Origin of the sequence: Cereibacter johrii (assembly GCF_001720585.1) — a bacterium.
In the GTDB taxonomy this organism is placed as follows: Bacteria; Pseudomonadota; Alphaproteobacteria; order Rhodobacterales; family Rhodobacteraceae; genus Cereibacter_A; species Cereibacter_A johrii.
On sequence record NZ_MABH01000073.1, the window covers coordinates 1 to 17,540 of the forward strand.

Consider the following 17,540-nt stretch of genomic DNA (forward strand, 5'->3'; position numbering starts at 1 on the left):
CGGCGCTCCGCCGCAGCCTCGGGCCGCGGCTGCCCACCGGGGTGGCGGTCTTCGACACGCTGCTGCCTCTCGTCCAGGGGCAACGGATCGGGTTCTTCGCGGGGTCAGGGGTGGGGAAATCCTCGCTTCTGGCCAAGTTCGCGCGAGGCGTCGTGGCCGATGTGGTGGTGATCGGGCTCGTGGGCGAGCGGGGTCGCGAGCTGCGGGATTTCACCGAGCGGGTGCTCGGCCCTGCGGGCATGGCTCGTGCGGTGGTGGTGACGGCCACCTCCGACCAGTCGCCGCTGGTTCGCCGTCGCTGCGGCTGGGCGGCCATGGCGGTGGCCGAGCATTTCCGCGACCAGGGGCTTCATGTGCTGCTCCTCGTCGATTCGATCACCCGCTTTGCCGAGGCTCATCGCGAGGTCGCGCTCGCGGGCGGCGAGGCGGCGAGCATGAGGGGCTTTCCCCCGTCGACCGCCCATACGATCATGGCTCTGGCCGAACGCGCGGGGCCGGGCGCGGAGGGCACCGGCGACATCACGGCGGTCTTCTCGGTCCTCGTGGCCGGGTCCGACATGGAGGAGCCGGTGGCCGACATCCTGCGCGGCGTGCTCGACGGCCATGTGGTGATGGATCGCAAGATCGCCGAGCGTGGACGCTTTCCGGCGATCGACCTGCTGCGATCCGTGTCGCGGGCGCTGCCTGAGGCCGCAAGCACGGCCGAAAATGCGCTGATTGCCGAGGCGCGCCGCCTGCTCGGGGCCTGGGACCGCGCCGAGATGATGATCCAGGCGGGGCTCTATGCCAAAGGATCCGACCCGCAGGTCGACGCGGCGATCCGGGTCTGGCCCGCCCTCGACGCCTTTCTGGCCGAGGATGCGCCGGACGGCATCGACGCAAGTTTCCGCCGCCTGGCCGACTGTCTGGGATGCTGACGGTCAGAGCCTGTGCCGGGGGGCCGCTTCCGGCCGGGTTTCGGCGCGCCGGCCGTGGCCGTCATAGACCACGACGGTCCCCGATGCCGCCTGCCGGATCTCCTCGAGCCGCCGGCGCGCGGCGCGCACTCCGCGGGCGGCCGCGGCGAGACAGGCGAGGTTGCCTTCGGCCTTTCGGCGCAGCGTGACCAATCGTGCGGGATCGGGGGGCAGCCGCTCCAGCGCCTCCGCCAGCCGCGTCTCGAGGTCGGGCAGAGCGGCAAGATTGCCGGCGGTGACGGTCCGGCGGACCTCGTCGAGCAGCGAGTCGAGCGGATCAGAGACCATCGTCCATCCCCTTCGTCAGCGACCGGTAGAATTGCTCGGCGAGGCCGATGCCGCCGGAGCGGACCATCCCGGCCGCCTGCTCGTCACGCAGGAACGAGGCGAACTGCTGTTCGCCGATGCCGCCCCCGAACGGCCCCGACGCCGTCCGAAGGCCGGTGTGGCCAAGCATTTCGGAGAGGAAGGCGGCCTCGAGCTCCTCGGCTTTCCGGTGCAGGTCCGGCCTGGGGTCGTGGGCCAACGATGGCGTCGGAGTGATCGTTATGGACATGGACGTCTCCTTGGGTCGGTTTTTTTGACCCTGCCGGAGAGGCGTAAATGTTCCGTAATCCCTTTCCGCCAGAAAGGGCAAAAGCCACAGAGGGTCCGGGCAGTGATCATTGGTGCGATTCCGCAGGCAGTTGCCTCTCCTGAACCGGCGCTCAAGGCGCCTGCCGCTGCCCTTGCAGGCGCGGCCTTCGCCGCCGAGCTGGACTCCAGTGCGCCGCCCGAGCCCGTGACGGCCGACGCTCCGGCCATCCCGGTCCCGGCCGAAGGTCCGGATCCGGACGCAGATGCATCCCCCGACGAGGAACCTGTGCCTTGCATCTGCGATCCGGCGGCCCCGATGTGGCACATCCGCGTTCCGATTTCTCCCAGCACAGAACCGGAGCAGGCCCCGGTGCCGATGGTGAGCCCTCCCGGCGAGGACGAGGGAGCAGGCACCCTTGCCGCGCCAGACCCTGTGGTCGAAGCAGCTCCCGGCCTTCCGCCCAAGGATTGCGCCCCTGCTCCGCCTCCCGATGCAAGGCACCGAGACCCGCCTGCGGAACCTGCCGCGGACGCGCCGCCTGACCGGGGCCGAGAGGCTGGAGCATGTCCTCCGGCTGGGTTGAACGGACCGGGCGACCCTCGTCCCGAGGCGGAGGGTCCGCCAGACCCGGATCGCTTTTCGCGATTCTCGTCGGCGCAACCCACTCCTGCGGCACCCTCGAGGGGCAGCACTCTCGCTCCAGGTCGGCTTCCGGAGGTGAAGACTGCCGACGAGGCCTCGCAAACCGCCGAAACGTCGCCTCGCCGGGACGAGGCAGCAGGGACGAAAGATCCCGCAGCCGCGACTCTCGTGGCAGCCCCATCGTCCGGCAACGGGCCAGACGAGCGGGAGGACTTGCCCAGCAGCAGCGCCAGCAAGATGATGCTGCCCTCGGTAAGCGAGGGTGTTGCGGAGCTCCGCCGCGCGGAGGCGAGCCCCGCCGCGCCCAGGGTGCCGCTCCCCTCTCCCAATCCGGCGGCGCCTCTGAGCCTCGCCCCAACCGGGATGGCTCCGGCGCGGCCGCCGGCAGTGCCGCGTGCCTCTTCTCATCCGGAGGCGCCTGTGGGCCGCGTCCCGATCAGGACGGATCCGGCGTCCGCGCCGGCAGTGCCGCTCGTCTCCCCCCATCCGGCGGCGCTTATGAGTCTTGCTTCAACAGAGATGGCATCGGCGCGGGCGCCGGCTCCCGTAGATGGCCCATCCGAGCAGGACGAAGCCTTCCGGGGGCGCCTCGCCTATCTCAGCATGCCGCAGGCCCGATCCGAGCCCAAGCTGAACCTGCTGCCGCTCCACGGCGCCTCTGCCAGCATGTCGGACAGGGTCCCGAGTCTGCCGGACCCCAGGGGCGCGACCGATGGATTTGATGCCGAACCTCCGCCGAGGCAGCCGGCGCACGGCCCGGCACCTGCTGCAGGTAGCGATCTGCCGGTGAAGCTCGAGATGTCACTGTCGAGGCATGCCCCGCTTCAGCCGCAAGAGGCTCAGCCGGCTTATCTGCAGGCGGACAAAACGCCCGCACCGCCCTCGGTGCCGGTCGCATCCGAAGGGGCGCTTCCGGCAGCCCAACCAGCGGCCGTAGCGCCCCAAGATGTTGCGATTGCGGCTCCCGCAATCACGGTGCCTGCATCAGCCGAGCGCGCCGGAACCAAGGTGCCTGCATCAGCCGAACGCGCGGGAACCAAGGCGCCTGCATCAGCCGAGCGCGCCGGAACCAAGGTGCCCGCATCAGCCGAGCGCGGTGGAACCAGGTCAGCACCGGAGCAGACGGCATCGGAACGGCTGGCAGGTCCCGGGGATTGCGTCTCGCCGAGGCCAGAGCCGCAGTCTGCCCCGTCTGGCGAAACCCAGAGGCAGTCGCCGGAGAAGGTCTTGGCGCCTGACCTGGATGCTCCTCACGATCCTCCGCCGTCCGCTCCGGTGCTTTCCGAGCCGCGGATGTCGCCGGATCCGGCGCGCGCACCCGCTCATCCGGCGCCCCAAGCCCCCGCCCGAGCGGCGACCGAGACCCAGAACGGCGAGGAGGACGCGGTGGAGGTTGTCCTGCAGCCGGACGAACTCGGCCGGGTAAAAATGACCGTGGCCCATGACGGTGGTCATGTTCGCGTGCTCGTGCAGGCGGACCGGACCGATACGCTCGACATGATGCGTCGGAACTCGGGAGATCTCGGCGCCGAGATGCGACAGGCGGGCTTCCTGGGCGCCTCGCTCAGCTTCGGAGGGCGCGAGGGGCAGCCGCCGCCCCGGGCGCGGGCCGCGTTCGAGGCGGAGCGGACGGATATTCAAACCCCGACGGCCGCGGTCAGCCGGGCGGCGACGGGCCTCGACCTCAGGATCTAGGAGTTCATCATGAATGTCACGGGAACGGAAACGAGCGCCGGCAGCTCGGCCACGCGGAGCAGGAGCGATGCTTCTGCCGACAAGGCGGTCACGTCCGATTACGAGACCTTCCTGCGGATGCTGACCACGCAGCTCCAGAATCAGGATCCGATGAACCCTATGGAGTCGGACGATTTCGCCATGCAGCTCGCGACCTTTTCGGGGGTGGAGCAGCAGGTGAAGACCAACGAGATCCTGACCGGGATGGGCGCCTCGATCGGCGTGATGGGCCTGTCCGAGCTGGCAGGCTGGATCGGGCGCGAGGCGGAGGTCGAAGCCCCGGCCTGGTTCGACGGCGCGCCGCTCACCCTTTCGCCGAAGCCTTCCGAGGATGCGGATCGGGCGGTGCTGGTCGTGCGGAATGGCGCGGGCACGATTGTCGCGCAGGAGGACATCCCGATCGGCGGAGGGCAGATGGAGTGGGCGGGCGCGGATGCCTCCGGGCAGCCGCTGCCGAAGGGCGCCTACAGTTTCACGGTCGAGAGCTACACGGGCGATCAGGTCACCGACACGTCGAAGGTGGGCGTCTATGCGGAGATCATCGAGGCGCGCGGCGGCAGCAGCGGCACGCTCCTCGTGATGAAGGGAGGGATCGAGGTTCCCGCAAGCGCAGTCACTGCGTTGCGGGACGCCTCATAGAAGGCTGCCGATCCAGACGCCCGCAGCCGTCAGGCCTGCTCCCGCCAGCATCCAGACCATCGGATGGGTCTCGCGCCGGGGCGGCTCCTCAATCTCGGGATGGCCCTGCCGGATCAGCCGCGCCTCGACGAGCCGCGGCAGGCGCGGCCCGAACCGCCCGAGGATCCGCGCCGTCCGCAGGAGATCGCGGGCGACGGCCTTCGGCCCCACATTGTCGCGGATATAATCCTCGACGATCGGGCGGGCGACCTGCCAGATGTTGATATGGGGGTCGAGCGAGCGCGCAACCCCCTCGACCACGACCATCGTCCGCTGGAGCAGGATCAGTTCGGTCCGCGTCTCCATGCCGAACCGCTCGGTCACCTCGAAGAGGTAGGCGAGCAGCCTCGCCATCGAGATCCGCGAGGCATCCATGCCGAAGATGGGTTCGCCCACCGCACGAAGGGCGCGCGCGAATTCGTCGATGTCGCGGTCGGCCGGAACGTAGCCCGCCTCGAAATGGACTTCGGCCACGCGGCGGTAATCGCGCTGGATGAAGCCGAAGATGATCTCGGCATAGACGCGGCGGGTATATTCGTCGAGCCGCCCCATGATCCCGAAATCATAGGCGATGATGTCGCCGTTCGCGGCCACCTTCAGGTTGCCCTGATGCATGTCGGCGTGAAAGAAGCCGTCGCGCAGCGCATGGCGGAGGAAGAGCGAGAGCACGCGCGTGCCGAGTTCTGTCCGGTCGTGGCCGGCGGCGTCCAGCGCGGGATTGTCCGCGAGCGACAGGCCCTCTGCCCATCCGATGGTCATGACCTGCCGCGCCGAGAGGTTCCAGACCGGCTTGGGCACCTGGAAGCCCGCGTCCGCCTCGGTATTGACGGCGAATTCGCCGGCCGAGGCCGACTCGAGCCGCAGATCGAGTTCGCCGTTCACCACGCCCTCGAAATGACGGATGACCTCGGTCGGGCGCAGGCGGCGCGAGGAGGGCGAGAGAAGCTCGATGATCTGCGCGGCGAGATAGAAGGCGTCGATGTCGGTGCGGAAGGCGCGCTCGATCCCCGGGCGCAGGACCTTGACCGCCACCTCGACCCCGGTGTCGGCCAGCCGCGCGCGGTGGACCTGCGCGATCGAGGCCGCGGCGACCGGCTCGGAGAATTCCGAGAAGACGCGGTCGACGGGCAGATGCAGCTCCTCCTCGATCAGGGCCTTGGCCACGGGCGTGGGGAAGGGCGGCAGCTTGTCCTGCAGATACTGGAGCTGCAGCGCCATCTCGGGGCCGACCACGTCGGGCCGGGTCGAGAGGATCTGTCCGAACTTGATGTAGGCAGGCCCGAGCGCGGTCAGCGCCCGCGTCGCCGGCGGCAGCGCCGGATCGCCGGGCAGCCCCAGCCACTTGAACGGCCAGCCGAGCACCCGCGCCACGACGCGCAGATTGGCCGGCGCATCCATCGCCTCGAGCACGGCGCCGATGGCGCCTGTGCGCTCCATGGTGGCGGCGGTGCGGACCAGCCGCCAGATGTTGTGGGGACCCCTCAAATCAGATCTTCCAGCCGGAATGCAGCGCGGCGATGCCCATCGAGAGATTGCGGTATTTCACCAGCCCGAAACCGGCCTTGCGGATCATGTCCGCGAATGTCTCCTGGTCGGGGAACTTGCGGATGGATTCCACCAGATATTGATAGCTGTCGCGGTCGTTCGCCACGATCTGGCCCATCACCGGGATCACGTTGAAGGAATAGCGGTCATAGGCCCACTGCATCATCGGGTTGGGCAGCTGGCTGAACTCCAGCACCATGAGCCGGCCGCCCGGCTTCAGCACCCGGTAGGCCTCGTTCAGCGCATCCTGCACGCGGGTCACGTTCCGGATGCCGAAGCTGATCGTATAGACGTCGAACGTGTTCGAGGCGAAGGGCAGGGCCATCGCATCGCCCACCACCCAGTCGAGCCGGTCGGCCATCTGGGCCGCGTCGGCGCGTTGCCGTCCCTCGACCAGCATCGACTCGGTCATGTCGCAGACGGTCGCCTCGGCGCCCGGAGCGCGCTTGAGGAAGCGGAACGAGATGTCGCCCGTGCCGCCCGCCACGTCGAGGAGCTTCTGGCCCGGCCGCGGTGCGAGCCAATCCATCATCGCGTCCTTCCAGAGCCGGTGGACGCCGCCCGACATCAGGTCGTTCATGATGTCGTATCTCGAGGCCACGCGGGTGAAGACCCCATGAACCATCCCCGCCTTCTCGCCTTCCGGAACCGTCCGGAAGCCGAAATGTGTCGTGTTGGAAGTTTCGTCGCTCATGGGCTCTTGCCGTCCTCTGCTGCGCCCTCTTTATAGGGCCGGGCGCGGGGGCTGCAATGGACCCCCTTGCTGCCATCTGTCGCGGAGTGGCCGATGCCCGAGCTTCCAGAAGTCGAAACCGTGCGCCGGGGGCTCGAGCCCGCGATGGCGGGCAGGCTGATTGCCGAGGCGCGCGTGAACCGGGCGGATCTGCGCTGGCCCTTTCCCCCGCGTATGGCCGAGCGCCTGACGGGGCAGCGGGTTCTGGGGCTGCGGCGGCGGTCGAAATACATTCTCGCGGACCTCTCGGGAGGGCAGTCGCTGCTCATCCATCTCGGCATGTCGGGGCGGATGCTGGTCTCGGGCGCGCAGGTGGGAGAGTTCTTCCACGACCATCCCGCGCCCTCGCGTCACGATCATGTGGTGCTCGAGATGGAGGGCGGTGCACGCATCACCTTCAACGATGCGCGCCGCTTCGGCGCGATGGATCTGGTGGCGACCGAGGCGGCCGAGGCCCATCCGCTGCTGGCCGTGCTGGGTCCCGAGCCGCTCGGCAACGCCTTCGACGGCGCCTATCTCGCGGCGCGTCTCGAGGGGCGGCGGACGCCGATCAAGGCGGCCCTTCTCGACCAGCGGATCGTGGCCGGTCTGGGCAACATCTATGTCTGCGAGGTGCTGTTCCGCGCAGGGCTGGCGCCCGGCCGCCTTGCGGGCAGCCTGAGCCGCGCCGAGGCCGAGGGCCTCGTGCCGCTGATCCGCGAGGTGCTCTCCGAGGCGATCGAGGCGGGCGGGTCCTCGCTGCGCGACTACCGGCAGGCCGATGGCGAGCTCGGCTACTTCCAGCACACGTTCAGGGTTTACGGACGCGAGGGTTTACCCTGCGTTACCCCCGGCTGCTCCGGCACCGTGGGGCGGATCGTGCAGTCGGGGCGCTCGTCCTTCCACTGCCCGCTCTGCCAGAGATGACTTGATCCCTGCTGCCGGACTGCTAGACCTTCGCGGAATTGCCATGACGAGGGAACCCGAATGGCCTACGAAACCCTGATCGTCGAGATCGAGGATTATGTGGCGCTGATCCGGCTGAACCGCCCGGACGCGCTCAATGCGCTCAACAGCAAGATGATGTCCGAACTGGCCGATGCGCTCGGCGCGGCCGACCGGAACGAGAAGGTGCGCTGCATCGTCCTCACCGGGTCGGAGAAGGCCTTCGCCGCCGGTGCCGACATCAAGGAGATGGCCGAGCAGAGCTTCGTCGATGTCTTCGGCAGCGATTTCTTCACCTCGGATTCCGAGGCGATGCTGCGGGTGCGCAAGCCGATCGTGGCGGCGGTGGCGGGCTATGCGCTCGGCGGCGGCTGCGAGCTGGCGATGATGTGCGACTTCATCATTGCCGCCGATACGGCCAAGTTCGGCCAGCCCGAGATCAACCTGGGCGTCGTGGCAGGGCTCGGCGGCACGCAGCGCCTGACGCGCTTCGTGGGCAAGTCGAAGTCGATGGACATGCATCTGACCGGCCGCTTCATGGATGCGGCCGAAGCCGAGCGCTGCGGCCTCGTGAGCCGGGTCGTTCCGGCCAAGAACCTGATGGAGGAGGCGATGAAGGCCGCCTCCAAGATCAGCGAGAAATCGCTGCTGACCGCCATGGCGGTGAAGGAGGCGGTGAACCGCAGCTACGAGACCACGCTGCGCGAGGGCGTCCTCTTCGAGCGCCGCCTCTTCCACGCGCTTTTCGCGACGGAAGACCAGAAGGAGGGCATGGCTGCCTTCCTCGAGAAGCGGACTCCGCAGTTCCGCGACAAGTAATTCGCCGGGCCGCGGCGGGAATCGATCCCTGCGGGTTGACTTGTCGCCGAGTCGCCCGTAAAGACGCGGCTTCAACGAGAGATCGAACGTAGAGACGGAAGTCCTGATACATGGCCAACTCGCCCCAGTCCAAGAAGCGTGCCCGCCAGGCCGAGGCCCGCGCCGCCGTTAACAAGGCCCGCCGGTCGCGGATCCGCACCTTCCTGCGCAAGGTCGAGGAAGCGATCGCCACGGGTGACGCGTCGGTTGCTGCCGCCGCCCTGAAGACCGCCCAGCCCGAGCTGGCGCGCGGCGTCACCAAGGGTGTGCTGCACAAGAACACCGTGGCCCGCAAGATGTCGCGCCTCGCCCACCGGGTGAAGGTGCTGTCGCATCCCGCCGCAGCCTGATTTTTCCTGCATTGTCAGCAGGTTGAAACGCGCCCCTCGGGGCGCGTTTTTCGTTTTCCGCCGCCCCTCCGGTCGTCTTTCGCCCGGCCTGTGGCGCTTCCGCACGGTTGCCGGGATTCGCTGCGACAAAGGATTAGTCAACAACGAAGTTCGGTTGCAGATGCTCGGCGCCGCTTGCTAGCGTCATCCCAGCGATTCACACGTCCTTGGGGGGACATGGCCGATCGCGGATTGTCATACGTTTGCTGCCAACTGCCGCGCCAAGCGGTGGGATGAATGATGTTCCGTGGTCTCGGGGTTACGATTCTTGTGCCAGCAGGGCACGATCCGCGTTTGCGGAGAAGCGGCGTCATGTCCGCTTCGTCTGTGGCGGTTACCCGGTAGCCGCACTGCCTGCATCCGCAGGCGGTGAGGTGGTCTCATGCGCGCCGGTCTTCCGGCGCCCCCATTTGCGTTGCTTCGCAGAACCACAACAAGGCATCCCCGCGCATTCGGCGCGGGCGGGGCCGCAGGCGATGAACGGCGAACGGGCATAGGAAATGACGAATGAGACCTGGGTTCAAGTGCGCGAAGGGCTCCTCAAGAGGGTGGGCCGCAACAATTTCGTGACCTGGATCGAGCCGCTCCGGCTCATGGGTCTCGACGAGGGCGTGGCACGGTTCGAGGTGCCGACCCTGTTCTTCGGCGACTGGGTCCAGCGCAACTTCGCGGATCACATCCGCATGCGTCTGACCGAGGCCGGCTCGCCGGTCGAGCGGCTGGAGTTTGCCGTCTCCAATACGCCCCGCGCGCCGCTCAAGGAGGTCAAGGCCGCTGCCCCTGCCGCGCCCGCGGCCCGCGCCCGCCCGGCGCCCGCCGAGGAGGATCTGCGCGGCGCCCCGCTCGACGCCCGCTTCACCTTTGACAGTTTCGTGGTGGGCAAGCCCAACGAGCTCGCCCATGCGGCCGCCCGCCGCGTGGCCGAAGGCGGCCCCGTCACCTTCAACCCGCTGTTCCTCTATGGCGGCGTGGGTCTCGGCAAGACGCACCTCATGCATGCCATCGCCCACGACCTGCAGAAGCGCCAGCCGGGCGCGCGCGTGCTCTATCTCTCGGCCGAGCAGTTCATGTATCGCTTCGTCCAGGCGCTGCGCGAACGCGAGATCCTGGGCTTCAAGGAGCTGTTCCGGTCGGTCGATGTGCTGATGGTCGATGACGTGCAGTTCATCGCGGGCAAGGATTCGACGCAGGAAGAGTTCTTCCACACGTTCAACGCGCTGGTGGACCAGAACAAGCAGATCGTCATCTCGGCCGACCGCGCGCCGGGCGAGATCAAGGACCTCGAGGAGCGGATCAAGAGCCGCCTGCAATGCGGCCTCGTGGTGGACCTGCATCCCACCGACTACGAGCTGCGTCTGGGCATCCTCCAGCAGAAGGCCGACTTCTACCGCGAGCAGTACCGCGGCCTCGTGATCGCCGACGGCGTGCTCGAGTTTCTGGCGCATCGCATCACCACGAACGTCCGCGTGCTCGAAGGGGCCCTCCCCCGCCTCTTCGCCTTCGCAAGCCTCGTGGGGCGCGAGATCACGCTCGATCTGGCCCAGGACTGTCTGGCCGACATCCTGCGCGCCTCGGACCGCAAGGTCACGATCGAGGAGATCCAGCGCAAGGTGGCGGAACATTACAACATCCGCCTGTCGGACATGATCGGCCCGAAGCGCCTGCGCACCATTGCCCGGCCGCGCCAGGTGGCCATGTATCTGGCCAAGCAGCTCACGCCCCGCTCGCTGCCCGAGATCGGCCGCCGCTTCGGGGGCCGCGATCACACCACGATCATGCACGGGGTGCGCAAGATCGAGGAGCTGATGGCGACCGACTCGCAGCTTGCCGACGATCTGCAACTGCTGCGTCGTCTGCTGCAGGCCTGATCCTGTGGCCCGGGGGGCGCTTGACGCTCCCCGCAATCCATCCATAGTCGGGAAAAATCTTGAGGTTCGGTGCGAAACCGGGCAGTTTCGGCGTCCGCGTCAAGAAGGGGTGAGGGAATGAAGATCAGCATCGAGCGCGGGGCTCTGCTCAAGGCCGTGGGCCAGGCCCAGTCGGTCGTCGAGCGTCGGAACACGATTCCGATCCTCGCGAACGTCCTGATCGAGGCCGAAGGCGATACGGTGTCCTTCCGCGCGACCGACCTCGACATCGAAGTGGTGGATCGCACGCCCGCGGTGGTCGAGCGCGCCGGCGCCACCACCGTCTCGGCGGTCATGCTGCACGAGATCGTCCGCAAGCTGCCCGACGGCGCGCTGGTGGGCCTGTCCGAGGACCCGGCCTCGGGGCGGCTCACGGTGACGGCGGGCCGGTCGGTCTTCAGCCTCGCCACGCTGCCGAAGGAAGATTTCCCGGTGATGGCGAGCTCGGAATACAGCTCGACCTTCAAGGCGCCGGCCCCCGTGCTGCGGCGTCTGTTCGACAAGGCCAAGTTCGCGATTTCGACCGAGGAGACGCGCTATTACCTGAACGGCGTCTTCATGCATGTGGCGACGGGCGAGGAGGGGCCGGTGCTGCGCTGCGTGGCGACCGACGGCCACCGTCTGGCGCGGATCGATGCGGCCCTGCCCGAGGGGGCGCAGGGGATGCCCGGCGTGATCGTGCCGCGCAAGACCGTGAACGAGCTGCGCAAGCTTCTGGACGATGACGAGGTGGAGATCGCGGTCTCGGTCTCGGAGACGAAGGTGCGCTTCGCCACGCCGCAGATCACCATGACCTCGAAAGTCATCGACGGGACCTTCCCCGATTACTCGCGCGTGATCCCGACGGCCAATTCACGCCGGCTCGAGGTGGATGCCCAGGAATTCGCCAAGGCCGTGGACCGGGTGGCCACCGTCTCGTCGGAACGGTCGCGGGCGGTGAAGCTCTCGCTCGACGAGGACCGTCTGGTGCTGTCGGTCAATGCGCCCGATTCCGGCGCGGCCGAGGAGGAGCTGGCGGTGGCCTACGGCGACGAGCGGCTGGAGATCGGCTTCAATGCCAAATATCTCCTCGAGATCGCGAGCCAAGTGGACCGCGAGAATGCCGTCTTCCTGTTCAACTCCTCGGGCGATCCGACGCTGATGCGCGAAGGCAACGACATGTCGGCGGTCTATGTCGTGATGCCGATGCGCGTGTGAGGAAGGGCGCGCGGGGGCGCTGCCCCCGCACCCCCGGGATATTTTTCCCAGAATGAAAGGAGAAGGGATGCGCGGGCTTGCCGTCACATCCCTCGCTCTCTCGCACTTCCGTTCGCATCGTGCGGCGCGGATGGCGTTCGACGGGCGGCCGGTGGCCTTCGTGGGGGCGAACGGGGCAGGCAAGACGAACCTGCTCGAGGCGGTCTCGCTGCTCTCGCCGGGACGGGGGCTGCGGCGCGCGGCGGCCGACGAGATCGCGCGGCGGCCCGAGGCGCTCGGCTGGAAGGTGACGGCCGCGGTGCAGGGGCTCCATTCCGGGCATGAGATCGAGACCTGGGCCGAGGGCGGCGGGGCCCGGCAGGTGCGGATCGACGGCAAGGCCGCGACGCAGGTGATGCTGGGCCGCCTGTTGCGCATCGTCTGGCTGGTGCCCGCGATGGACCGGCTCTGGACCGAAGCCGCGGAGGGGCGGCGGCGCTTCCTGGACCGGGTGGCCATGAGTTTCACGCCCCATCATGCCGAGGCGGTGCTCGATTACGAGAAGGCCATGCGCGAGCGGAACCGGCTTCTGAAGGAGCAGGTGGCCGATGCCCATTGGCATGGGGCACTGGAGGGGCGGATGGCCGAGGCCGCGCGGGCGATCCGGGCGCACAGGGACGAGGCGGTGGCGCGTCTGATGGCGGCGCAGGGGGCGGCCGAGACGGCCTTTCCGAGGGCGGTGCTGTCCGTGGCCTCGGAGGATCCCGAGGATCTGGCCGCCGCCTGGGCCGAGGGACGGCGGCGCGACATGGCCGCGGGGCGGACGCTGGTGGGGCCGCACCGCGCGGATCTGACGGCGATCTATGCAGCCAAGGACGTTCCTGCCGCGCAATGCTCGACGGGCGAGCAGAAGGCGCTTCTCATCTCGCTCATTCTTGCCAATGCCCGCGCGCTGGCCGAAGATCTGGGTGCGGCCCCCGTGCTGCTTCTGGATGAAGTGGCGGCCCATCTGGATGAGGGGCGGCGGGCGGCGCTTTTCGACGAGATCTGCGCGCTCGGCGCGCAGGCCTTCATGACCGGCACGGGGCCGGAGTTGTTTGCGGCGCTCGGCGATCGGGCGCAGCGGATCGAAGTGACGGAAGCCCGGGGGCTTTCGGAGACAAGGGACATCGGGCCATGACACCGCAGCGCATCACGCTCGTCACGCTGGGCGTCGCCGATCTGGCGGCGTCGGTTGCCTTCTACGAGAGGCTCGGCTGGAAGCAGCACCGGGCCCAGGAGGGGGTGGCCTTCTTCCAGCTGCAGGGCTCGGCGCTGGCGCTGTTCGGCCGGGCGGATCTTGCGGCCGACCAGGGCCGGCCCGAGGCGGCGCTGGGGACGGGGGCCGTGACGCTCGCGCAGAATTTCCCGACGGAGGCCGAGGTGGATGCGGCCTTCGAGGCGGCGCTGGCCGCGGGCGCGACCGCGATCAAGCGACCGGAAAAGGTGGTCTGGGGCGGCTATTCCGGCTATTGGTCCGATCCCGACGGCCATGTCTGGGAGGTGGCCATGAACCCGGTCTGGCCGCTGGCCGAGGATGGGAGCCTGACCCTGCCCTGACGGGCGGCAGGCCGCTAAATCTTGGGCCTCGGGCGTGACATTCCCGGGTGGGACCGCTATAACTCGCGGGCAAAGCAAAGGGTTTGTCCGAATGGCCGAAGCTGCCCGCGTGCCGGAAGAGTATGGCGCCGATTCCATCAAGGTTCTCAAGGGGCTGGAAGCTGTCCGGAAGCGTCCGGGCATGTATATCGGCGACACCGACGATGGCTCCGGCCTCCACCACATGGTCTATGAGGTGGTGGACAACGGGATCGACGAGGCTCTGGCCGGCCATGCCACGGCCGTGACGGTGAAGATCCACGCCGACAGCTCGGTCTCGGTGCGCGACAACGGGCGCGGGATCCCGGTCGACATGCATGCCTCCGAAGGCGTGTCGGCGGCCGAGGTCATCATGACCCAGCTCCATGCCGGGGGCAAATTCGACCAGAACAGCTACAAGGTCTCGGGCGGCCTGCATGGCGTGGGCGTCTCGGTGGTGAACGCGCTGTCCGACTGGCTCGAGCTGCGCATCTGGCGCAACGGCCGCGAGCATTTCGCCCGGTTCGAGAATGGCGAGACCGTCGAGCATCTGCGCGTCGTGCGCGATGCGCCGGGAGAGAAGGGCACCGAGGTGCGCTTTCTGGCCTCGGCCAAGACCAACCGGCCCGACGGGACCTTCTCGAACCTCGACTACAGCTTCAAGACGCTCGAGGCGCGGCTGCGCGAGCTGGCCTTCCTGAACTCCGGCGTCCGCATCCTGCTCGAGGACGAGCGCCCGGCCGAGCCGCTGCACAGCGAGCTTTTCTACGAGGGCGGCGTGCGTGAGTTCGTGCGTTACCTCGACCGGTCGAAGAGCCCGGTGATGCCCGAGCCGATCTTCATCACGGGCGAGCGCGGCGGCATCGGCGTCGAGGTGGCGATGTGGTGGAACGACAGCTACCACGAGACGGTGCTCCCCTTCACCAACAACATCCCCCAGCGGGACGGCGGCACCCACCTCGCGGGTTTCCGGGGCGCGCTGACGCGGACCATCACCAAATATGCGCAGGACAGCGGCATCGCCCGACGCGAGAAGGTGGATTTCACCGGCGACGATGCGCGCGAGGGGCTGACCTGCGTTCTGTCGGTCAAGGTGCCGGATCCGAAATTCTCGAGCCAGACGAAGGACAAGCTGGTGTCCTCCGAGGTGCGGCCCGCGGTCGAGAATCTCGTGAACGAGAAGCTCGCCGAGTGGTTCGAGGAGAACCCGGCCACCGCCAAGTCCATCGTCGGCAAGATCGTCGAGGCGGCGCTGGCGCGCGAGGCGGCGCGGAAGGCGCGCGAGATGACCCGGCGCAAGACCGCGATGGACGTGGCCTCGCTGCCCGGCAAGCTCGCCGACTGTCAGGAGAAGGACCCGGCGCTGTCCGAGCTCTTCATCGTCGAGGGTGACTCGGCCGGCGGTTCGGCCAAGCAGGGCCGCGCCCGGAAGAACCAGGCGGTGCTGCCGCTCCGGGGCAAGATCCTGAACGTGGAGCGGGCGCGGTTCGATCGCATGCTCTCCTCCGAGACGGTGGGCACGCTCATCACCGCCCTTGGCGCGGGTATCGGCCGGGACGAGTTCGACATCGCCAAGCTGCGCTACCACAAGATCATCATCATGACCGATGCGGACGTCGATGGCGCCCACATCCGCACACTGCTGCTGACCTTCTTCTTCCGGCAGATGCCCGCGATCATCGAGGGGGGCTTCCTCTACATCGCGCAGCCGCCGCTCTACAAGGTCGCGCGCGGCAAGTCCGAGGTCTATCTCAAGGATCAGGCGGCGCTCGACGATTACCTGATCCAGCAGGGGATCGAGGGGGCCATCCTGCGGCTTGCCTCGGGCGAGGAGATCGCGGGGCAGGACCTTCTGCGCGTGATCGAGGGCGCGCGCCAGTTCCGCCGGGTGCTGGAGGGCTTCCCCACGCATTACCCGCGCAACATCCTCGAACAGGCGGCCCTGTCGGGGGCATTCGATCCGGGCCGGGCCGATGACGACCTGCAACTCGTGGCCGACCGCGTGGCCGAGCGGCTGGATCTGACGGCTGCCGAATATGAGCGCGGCTGGAAGGGACGGATCACGCAGGATCACGGCATCCGCCTCTCGCGCGTCTTGCGCGGCGTGGAGGAGCTTCGCACCCTGGACGGGGCCGTGCTGCGCTCGGGCGAGGCCCGGCGGCTGTCGCAGGTCTCCGGCCAGACCCGCGATGTCTATGCGCCGGGCGGGCGGCTCGTCCGCAAGGACCGCGAGCAGCCGATCCACGGGCCTATCGCGCTTCTCAAGGCTGTGCTGGCCGAGGGCGAGAAGGGCCTGTCGCTCCAGCGCTACAAGGGTCTCGGCGAGATGAACCCGGAACAGCTGTGGGAGACGACGCTCGATCCCGAGGCGCGGACGCTGCTTCAGGTGAAGGTGGACGATCTGGCCGAGGCCGACGACATCTTCACCAAGCTCATGGGCGACGTGGTCGAGCCGCGGCGCGAGTTCATCCAGCAGAACGCGCTGAACGTGGAGAATCTGGACACCTGAAGCCGAGCCGGGCCGCCTCGGCCCGGAGCCGGTCGAGGTCCTGATCGAGCGTCATCGCCTGTTCGGCGCGCAGCAGCGCCTCCTCCGAGAGCGCGCGCGCCGGATGTCCGAACAGCTGCGGCGCGCCGGCGGAGAGGGAGGCCAGCGCCCGCTGCAGGCGGATCTGCACTTCGAGCTGGCCGGCCCCGTCGCGGGCGATCCAGCGGAAGGCGTCTTCCAGCACATCCTCCGGCGCGAGCCGGCCCACATGCAGCCGCCTGTGGCGCACCTCGCCCTTTGCCTCGTCCAGCGCCTTCGCCCAGTCGGCCAGGACGCGGGACGAGGTGCCGATCACGTCGATGGCCGTGCCGGGGTCGTTGATGCCGGGCGAGAGCGCGCGCGAGGCGGTCTCCGACAGAACGATCATCGCGAAGCGCGGATCGGCCTCGAAGGTGCGCTGCCCGCCGATCACGAAACAGGCGCGCGCCGCGTCCCGCTGCTCCTCGTCGAGCGCGCGCGAGGCAAGAAGCAGCGGACGGTTCGGATCCGAATAGGCGCCGGGCCGGGCCGCCAGATGCAGATCGATGTCCCACTCTTCGGCCAGAGCGGCGAGCTCGTCGGAATTCACCGCCTGAACGAAGCCCATCCGGACGGGGTGCACGGCGAACCGCCCCTCGGGCAGGCTGGTCATCGGCACGCCGCCGAGCCAGGGCTCGGCGGCATCCGCCTGAAACGAGCGGGTGGCCGCGCGCTCCACGAGGTCGATCACCTCCGACACGTCGCCGAGATTCGACAGCCGCGCGATCCAGCGGATGAGCGCTACGATCACGGCCACGATCACCGCGCAGGTCACGACGAACAGCACCACCTTGGCGGCGTCGCCATAGTAGTTGGTCGAGAGCCCGACGAGGCCCACGATCCCGTAGATGAAGCCGCCCAGAAAGGTCGAGATCGCGTTCTGCGCCGTCCGGTCCTCCGTCAGAAGCGGGCGCGCGCGGGGGGTGGCTGCGCCAGCCGCGGCCTGCAGCGAGGACACCATGATGCCGAGCGAGAAGATCGAGACCGCAAGGAGCGAATTGGACAGCACGTCCAGCAGGTCGTAGACGCCGTCGAGCCCGATCAGGTTGTTGACGCCCGAGGGCAGCATCCGCCCGACGAGCGGCGCCGTCGACAGCACCAGCAGCGCTACGACCGCATAGAGAGCTGGAGTGAACCACAGGGTCCGCCGGATGCGGGACCACAGGATGCGCAAGTGAATGGGACCCATGAGCGAACTCTCCAATGTGATCGGGAACGCGACCTGTCTCCGCGCGGTT

At 68.4% G+C, this 17,540-nt stretch carries 16 protein-coding genes; 11 read left to right on the forward strand and 5 right to left on the reverse strand.

Annotation, left to right across the window (positions count from 1 at the left end; all coding sequences use genetic code 11):
* On the forward strand, positions 1-917 hold a 917-nt coding region (gene fliI, locus A9O63_RS05395; protein WP_069331006.1), incomplete at its 5' end, for a flagellum-specific ATP synthase FliI.
* Between the two features lie 3 nt (positions 918-920).
* Here fliI and A9O63_RS05400 read toward each other — a convergent pair.
* Together A9O63_RS05400 and A9O63_RS05405 are read right to left on the reverse strand one after the other, a co-directional pair.
* A complete protein-coding gene (locus tag A9O63_RS05400) occupies positions 921-1,244 on the reverse strand; it encodes a hypothetical protein (protein ID WP_069331007.1) in 324 nt (107 codons plus the stop codon).
* Positions 1,234-1,512 carry a rod-binding protein gene (locus tag A9O63_RS05405; RefSeq protein WP_069331008.1) on the reverse strand — a complete coding sequence of 93 codons (279 nt, stop codon included), beginning with the start codon at positions 1,510-1,512 and terminating at the stop codon, positions 1,234-1,236. The genes A9O63_RS05400 and A9O63_RS05405 overlap by 11 nt, the downstream gene beginning before the upstream one ends.
* Before the next feature lie 1,890 nt (positions 1,513-3,402).
* Here A9O63_RS05405 and fliK point away from each other — a divergent pair.
* Positions 3,403-3,870 carry a flagellar hook-length control protein FliK gene (fliK, locus tag A9O63_RS23290; protein ID WP_235836933.1) on the forward strand — a complete coding sequence of 156 codons (468 nt, stop codon included), beginning with the start codon at positions 3,403-3,405 and terminating at the stop codon, positions 3,868-3,870.
* Positions 3,871-3,879: 9 nt separating this feature from the next.
* Positions 3,880-4,548 carry a flagellar hook assembly protein FlgD gene (locus tag A9O63_RS05415; protein ID WP_069331010.1) on the forward strand — a complete coding sequence of 223 codons (669 nt, stop codon included), beginning with the start codon at positions 3,880-3,882 and terminating at the stop codon, positions 4,546-4,548.
* Here A9O63_RS05415 and ubiB read toward each other — a convergent pair.
* Together ubiB and ubiE are read right to left on the reverse strand one after the other, a co-directional pair.
* Positions 4,543-6,024 (reverse strand): 2-polyprenylphenol 6-hydroxylase, encoded by a 1,482-nt coding sequence (ubiB, locus tag A9O63_RS05420; RefSeq protein ID WP_069331029.1) that lies wholly within the window; start codon positions 6,022-6,024, stop codon positions 4,543-4,545. The genes A9O63_RS05415 and ubiB overlap by 6 nt on opposite strands.
* 49 nt (positions 6,025-6,073) lie before the next feature.
* Positions 6,074-6,826, reverse strand: coding sequence for a bifunctional demethylmenaquinone methyltransferase/2-methoxy-6-polyprenyl-1,4-benzoquinol methylase UbiE (gene ubiE, locus A9O63_RS05425; protein WP_069331011.1), 753 nt, complete (start codon positions 6,824-6,826; stop codon positions 6,074-6,076).
* Between the two features lie 93 nt (positions 6,827-6,919).
* Between ubiE and mutM the strand changes: the two genes are divergently transcribed.
* The 8 genes from mutM (at position 6,920) to gyrB (ending at position 16,245) form a co-directional block, all read left to right on the forward strand.
* Entirely contained in the window at positions 6,920-7,771 is an 852-nt protein-coding gene (mutM, locus tag A9O63_RS05430) for a bifunctional DNA-formamidopyrimidine glycosylase/DNA-(apurinic or apyrimidinic site) lyase (protein ID WP_069331012.1), read from the forward strand.
* Positions 7,772-7,831: 60 nt separating this feature from the next.
* On the forward strand, positions 7,832-8,608 hold the full coding sequence (locus tag A9O63_RS05435; protein ID WP_002721912.1) for an enoyl-CoA hydratase: 777 nt from the start codon (positions 7,832-7,834) through the stop codon (positions 8,606-8,608).
* 110 nt (positions 8,609-8,718) lie between these two features.
* Positions 8,719-8,997 (forward strand): 30S ribosomal protein S20, encoded by a 279-nt coding sequence (rpsT, locus tag A9O63_RS05440; RefSeq protein ID WP_069331013.1) that lies wholly within the window; start codon positions 8,719-8,721, stop codon positions 8,995-8,997.
* Positions 8,998-9,536: 539 nt separating this feature from the next.
* Positions 9,537-10,904, forward strand: a complete 1,368-nt coding sequence (gene dnaA, locus A9O63_RS05445) for a chromosomal replication initiator protein DnaA (protein WP_069331014.1) — start codon at positions 9,537-9,539, stop codon at positions 10,902-10,904.
* A 117-nt stretch (positions 10,905-11,021) separates the two neighbouring features.
* Positions 11,022-12,140, forward strand: coding sequence for a DNA polymerase III subunit beta (dnaN, locus tag A9O63_RS05450; protein WP_069331015.1), 1,119 nt, complete (start codon positions 11,022-11,024; stop codon positions 12,138-12,140).
* A gap of 67 nt (positions 12,141-12,207) precedes the next feature.
* Positions 12,208-13,299, forward strand: a complete 1,092-nt coding sequence (recF, locus tag A9O63_RS05455) for a DNA replication/repair protein RecF (RefSeq protein WP_069331016.1) — start codon at positions 12,208-12,210, stop codon at positions 13,297-13,299.
* Positions 13,296-13,718 carry a VOC family protein gene (locus tag A9O63_RS05460; protein ID WP_069331017.1) on the forward strand — a complete coding sequence of 141 codons (423 nt, stop codon included), beginning with the start codon at positions 13,296-13,298 and terminating at the stop codon, positions 13,716-13,718. The genes recF and A9O63_RS05460 overlap by 4 nt, the downstream gene beginning before the upstream one ends.
* Before the next feature lie 91 nt (positions 13,719-13,809).
* Entirely contained in the window at positions 13,810-16,245 is a 2,436-nt protein-coding gene (gene gyrB, locus A9O63_RS05465) for a DNA topoisomerase (ATP-hydrolyzing) subunit B (protein ID WP_069331018.1), read from the forward strand.
* Here gyrB and A9O63_RS05470 read toward each other — a convergent pair.
* A complete protein-coding gene (locus tag A9O63_RS05470; RefSeq protein ID WP_069331019.1) occupies positions 16,202-17,491 on the reverse strand; it encodes a DUF2254 domain-containing protein in 1,290 nt (429 codons plus the stop codon). The two genes, gyrB and A9O63_RS05470, sit on opposite strands and share 44 nt — an antisense overlap.
* Between the last annotated feature and the right edge of the window lie 49 nt (positions 17,492-17,540).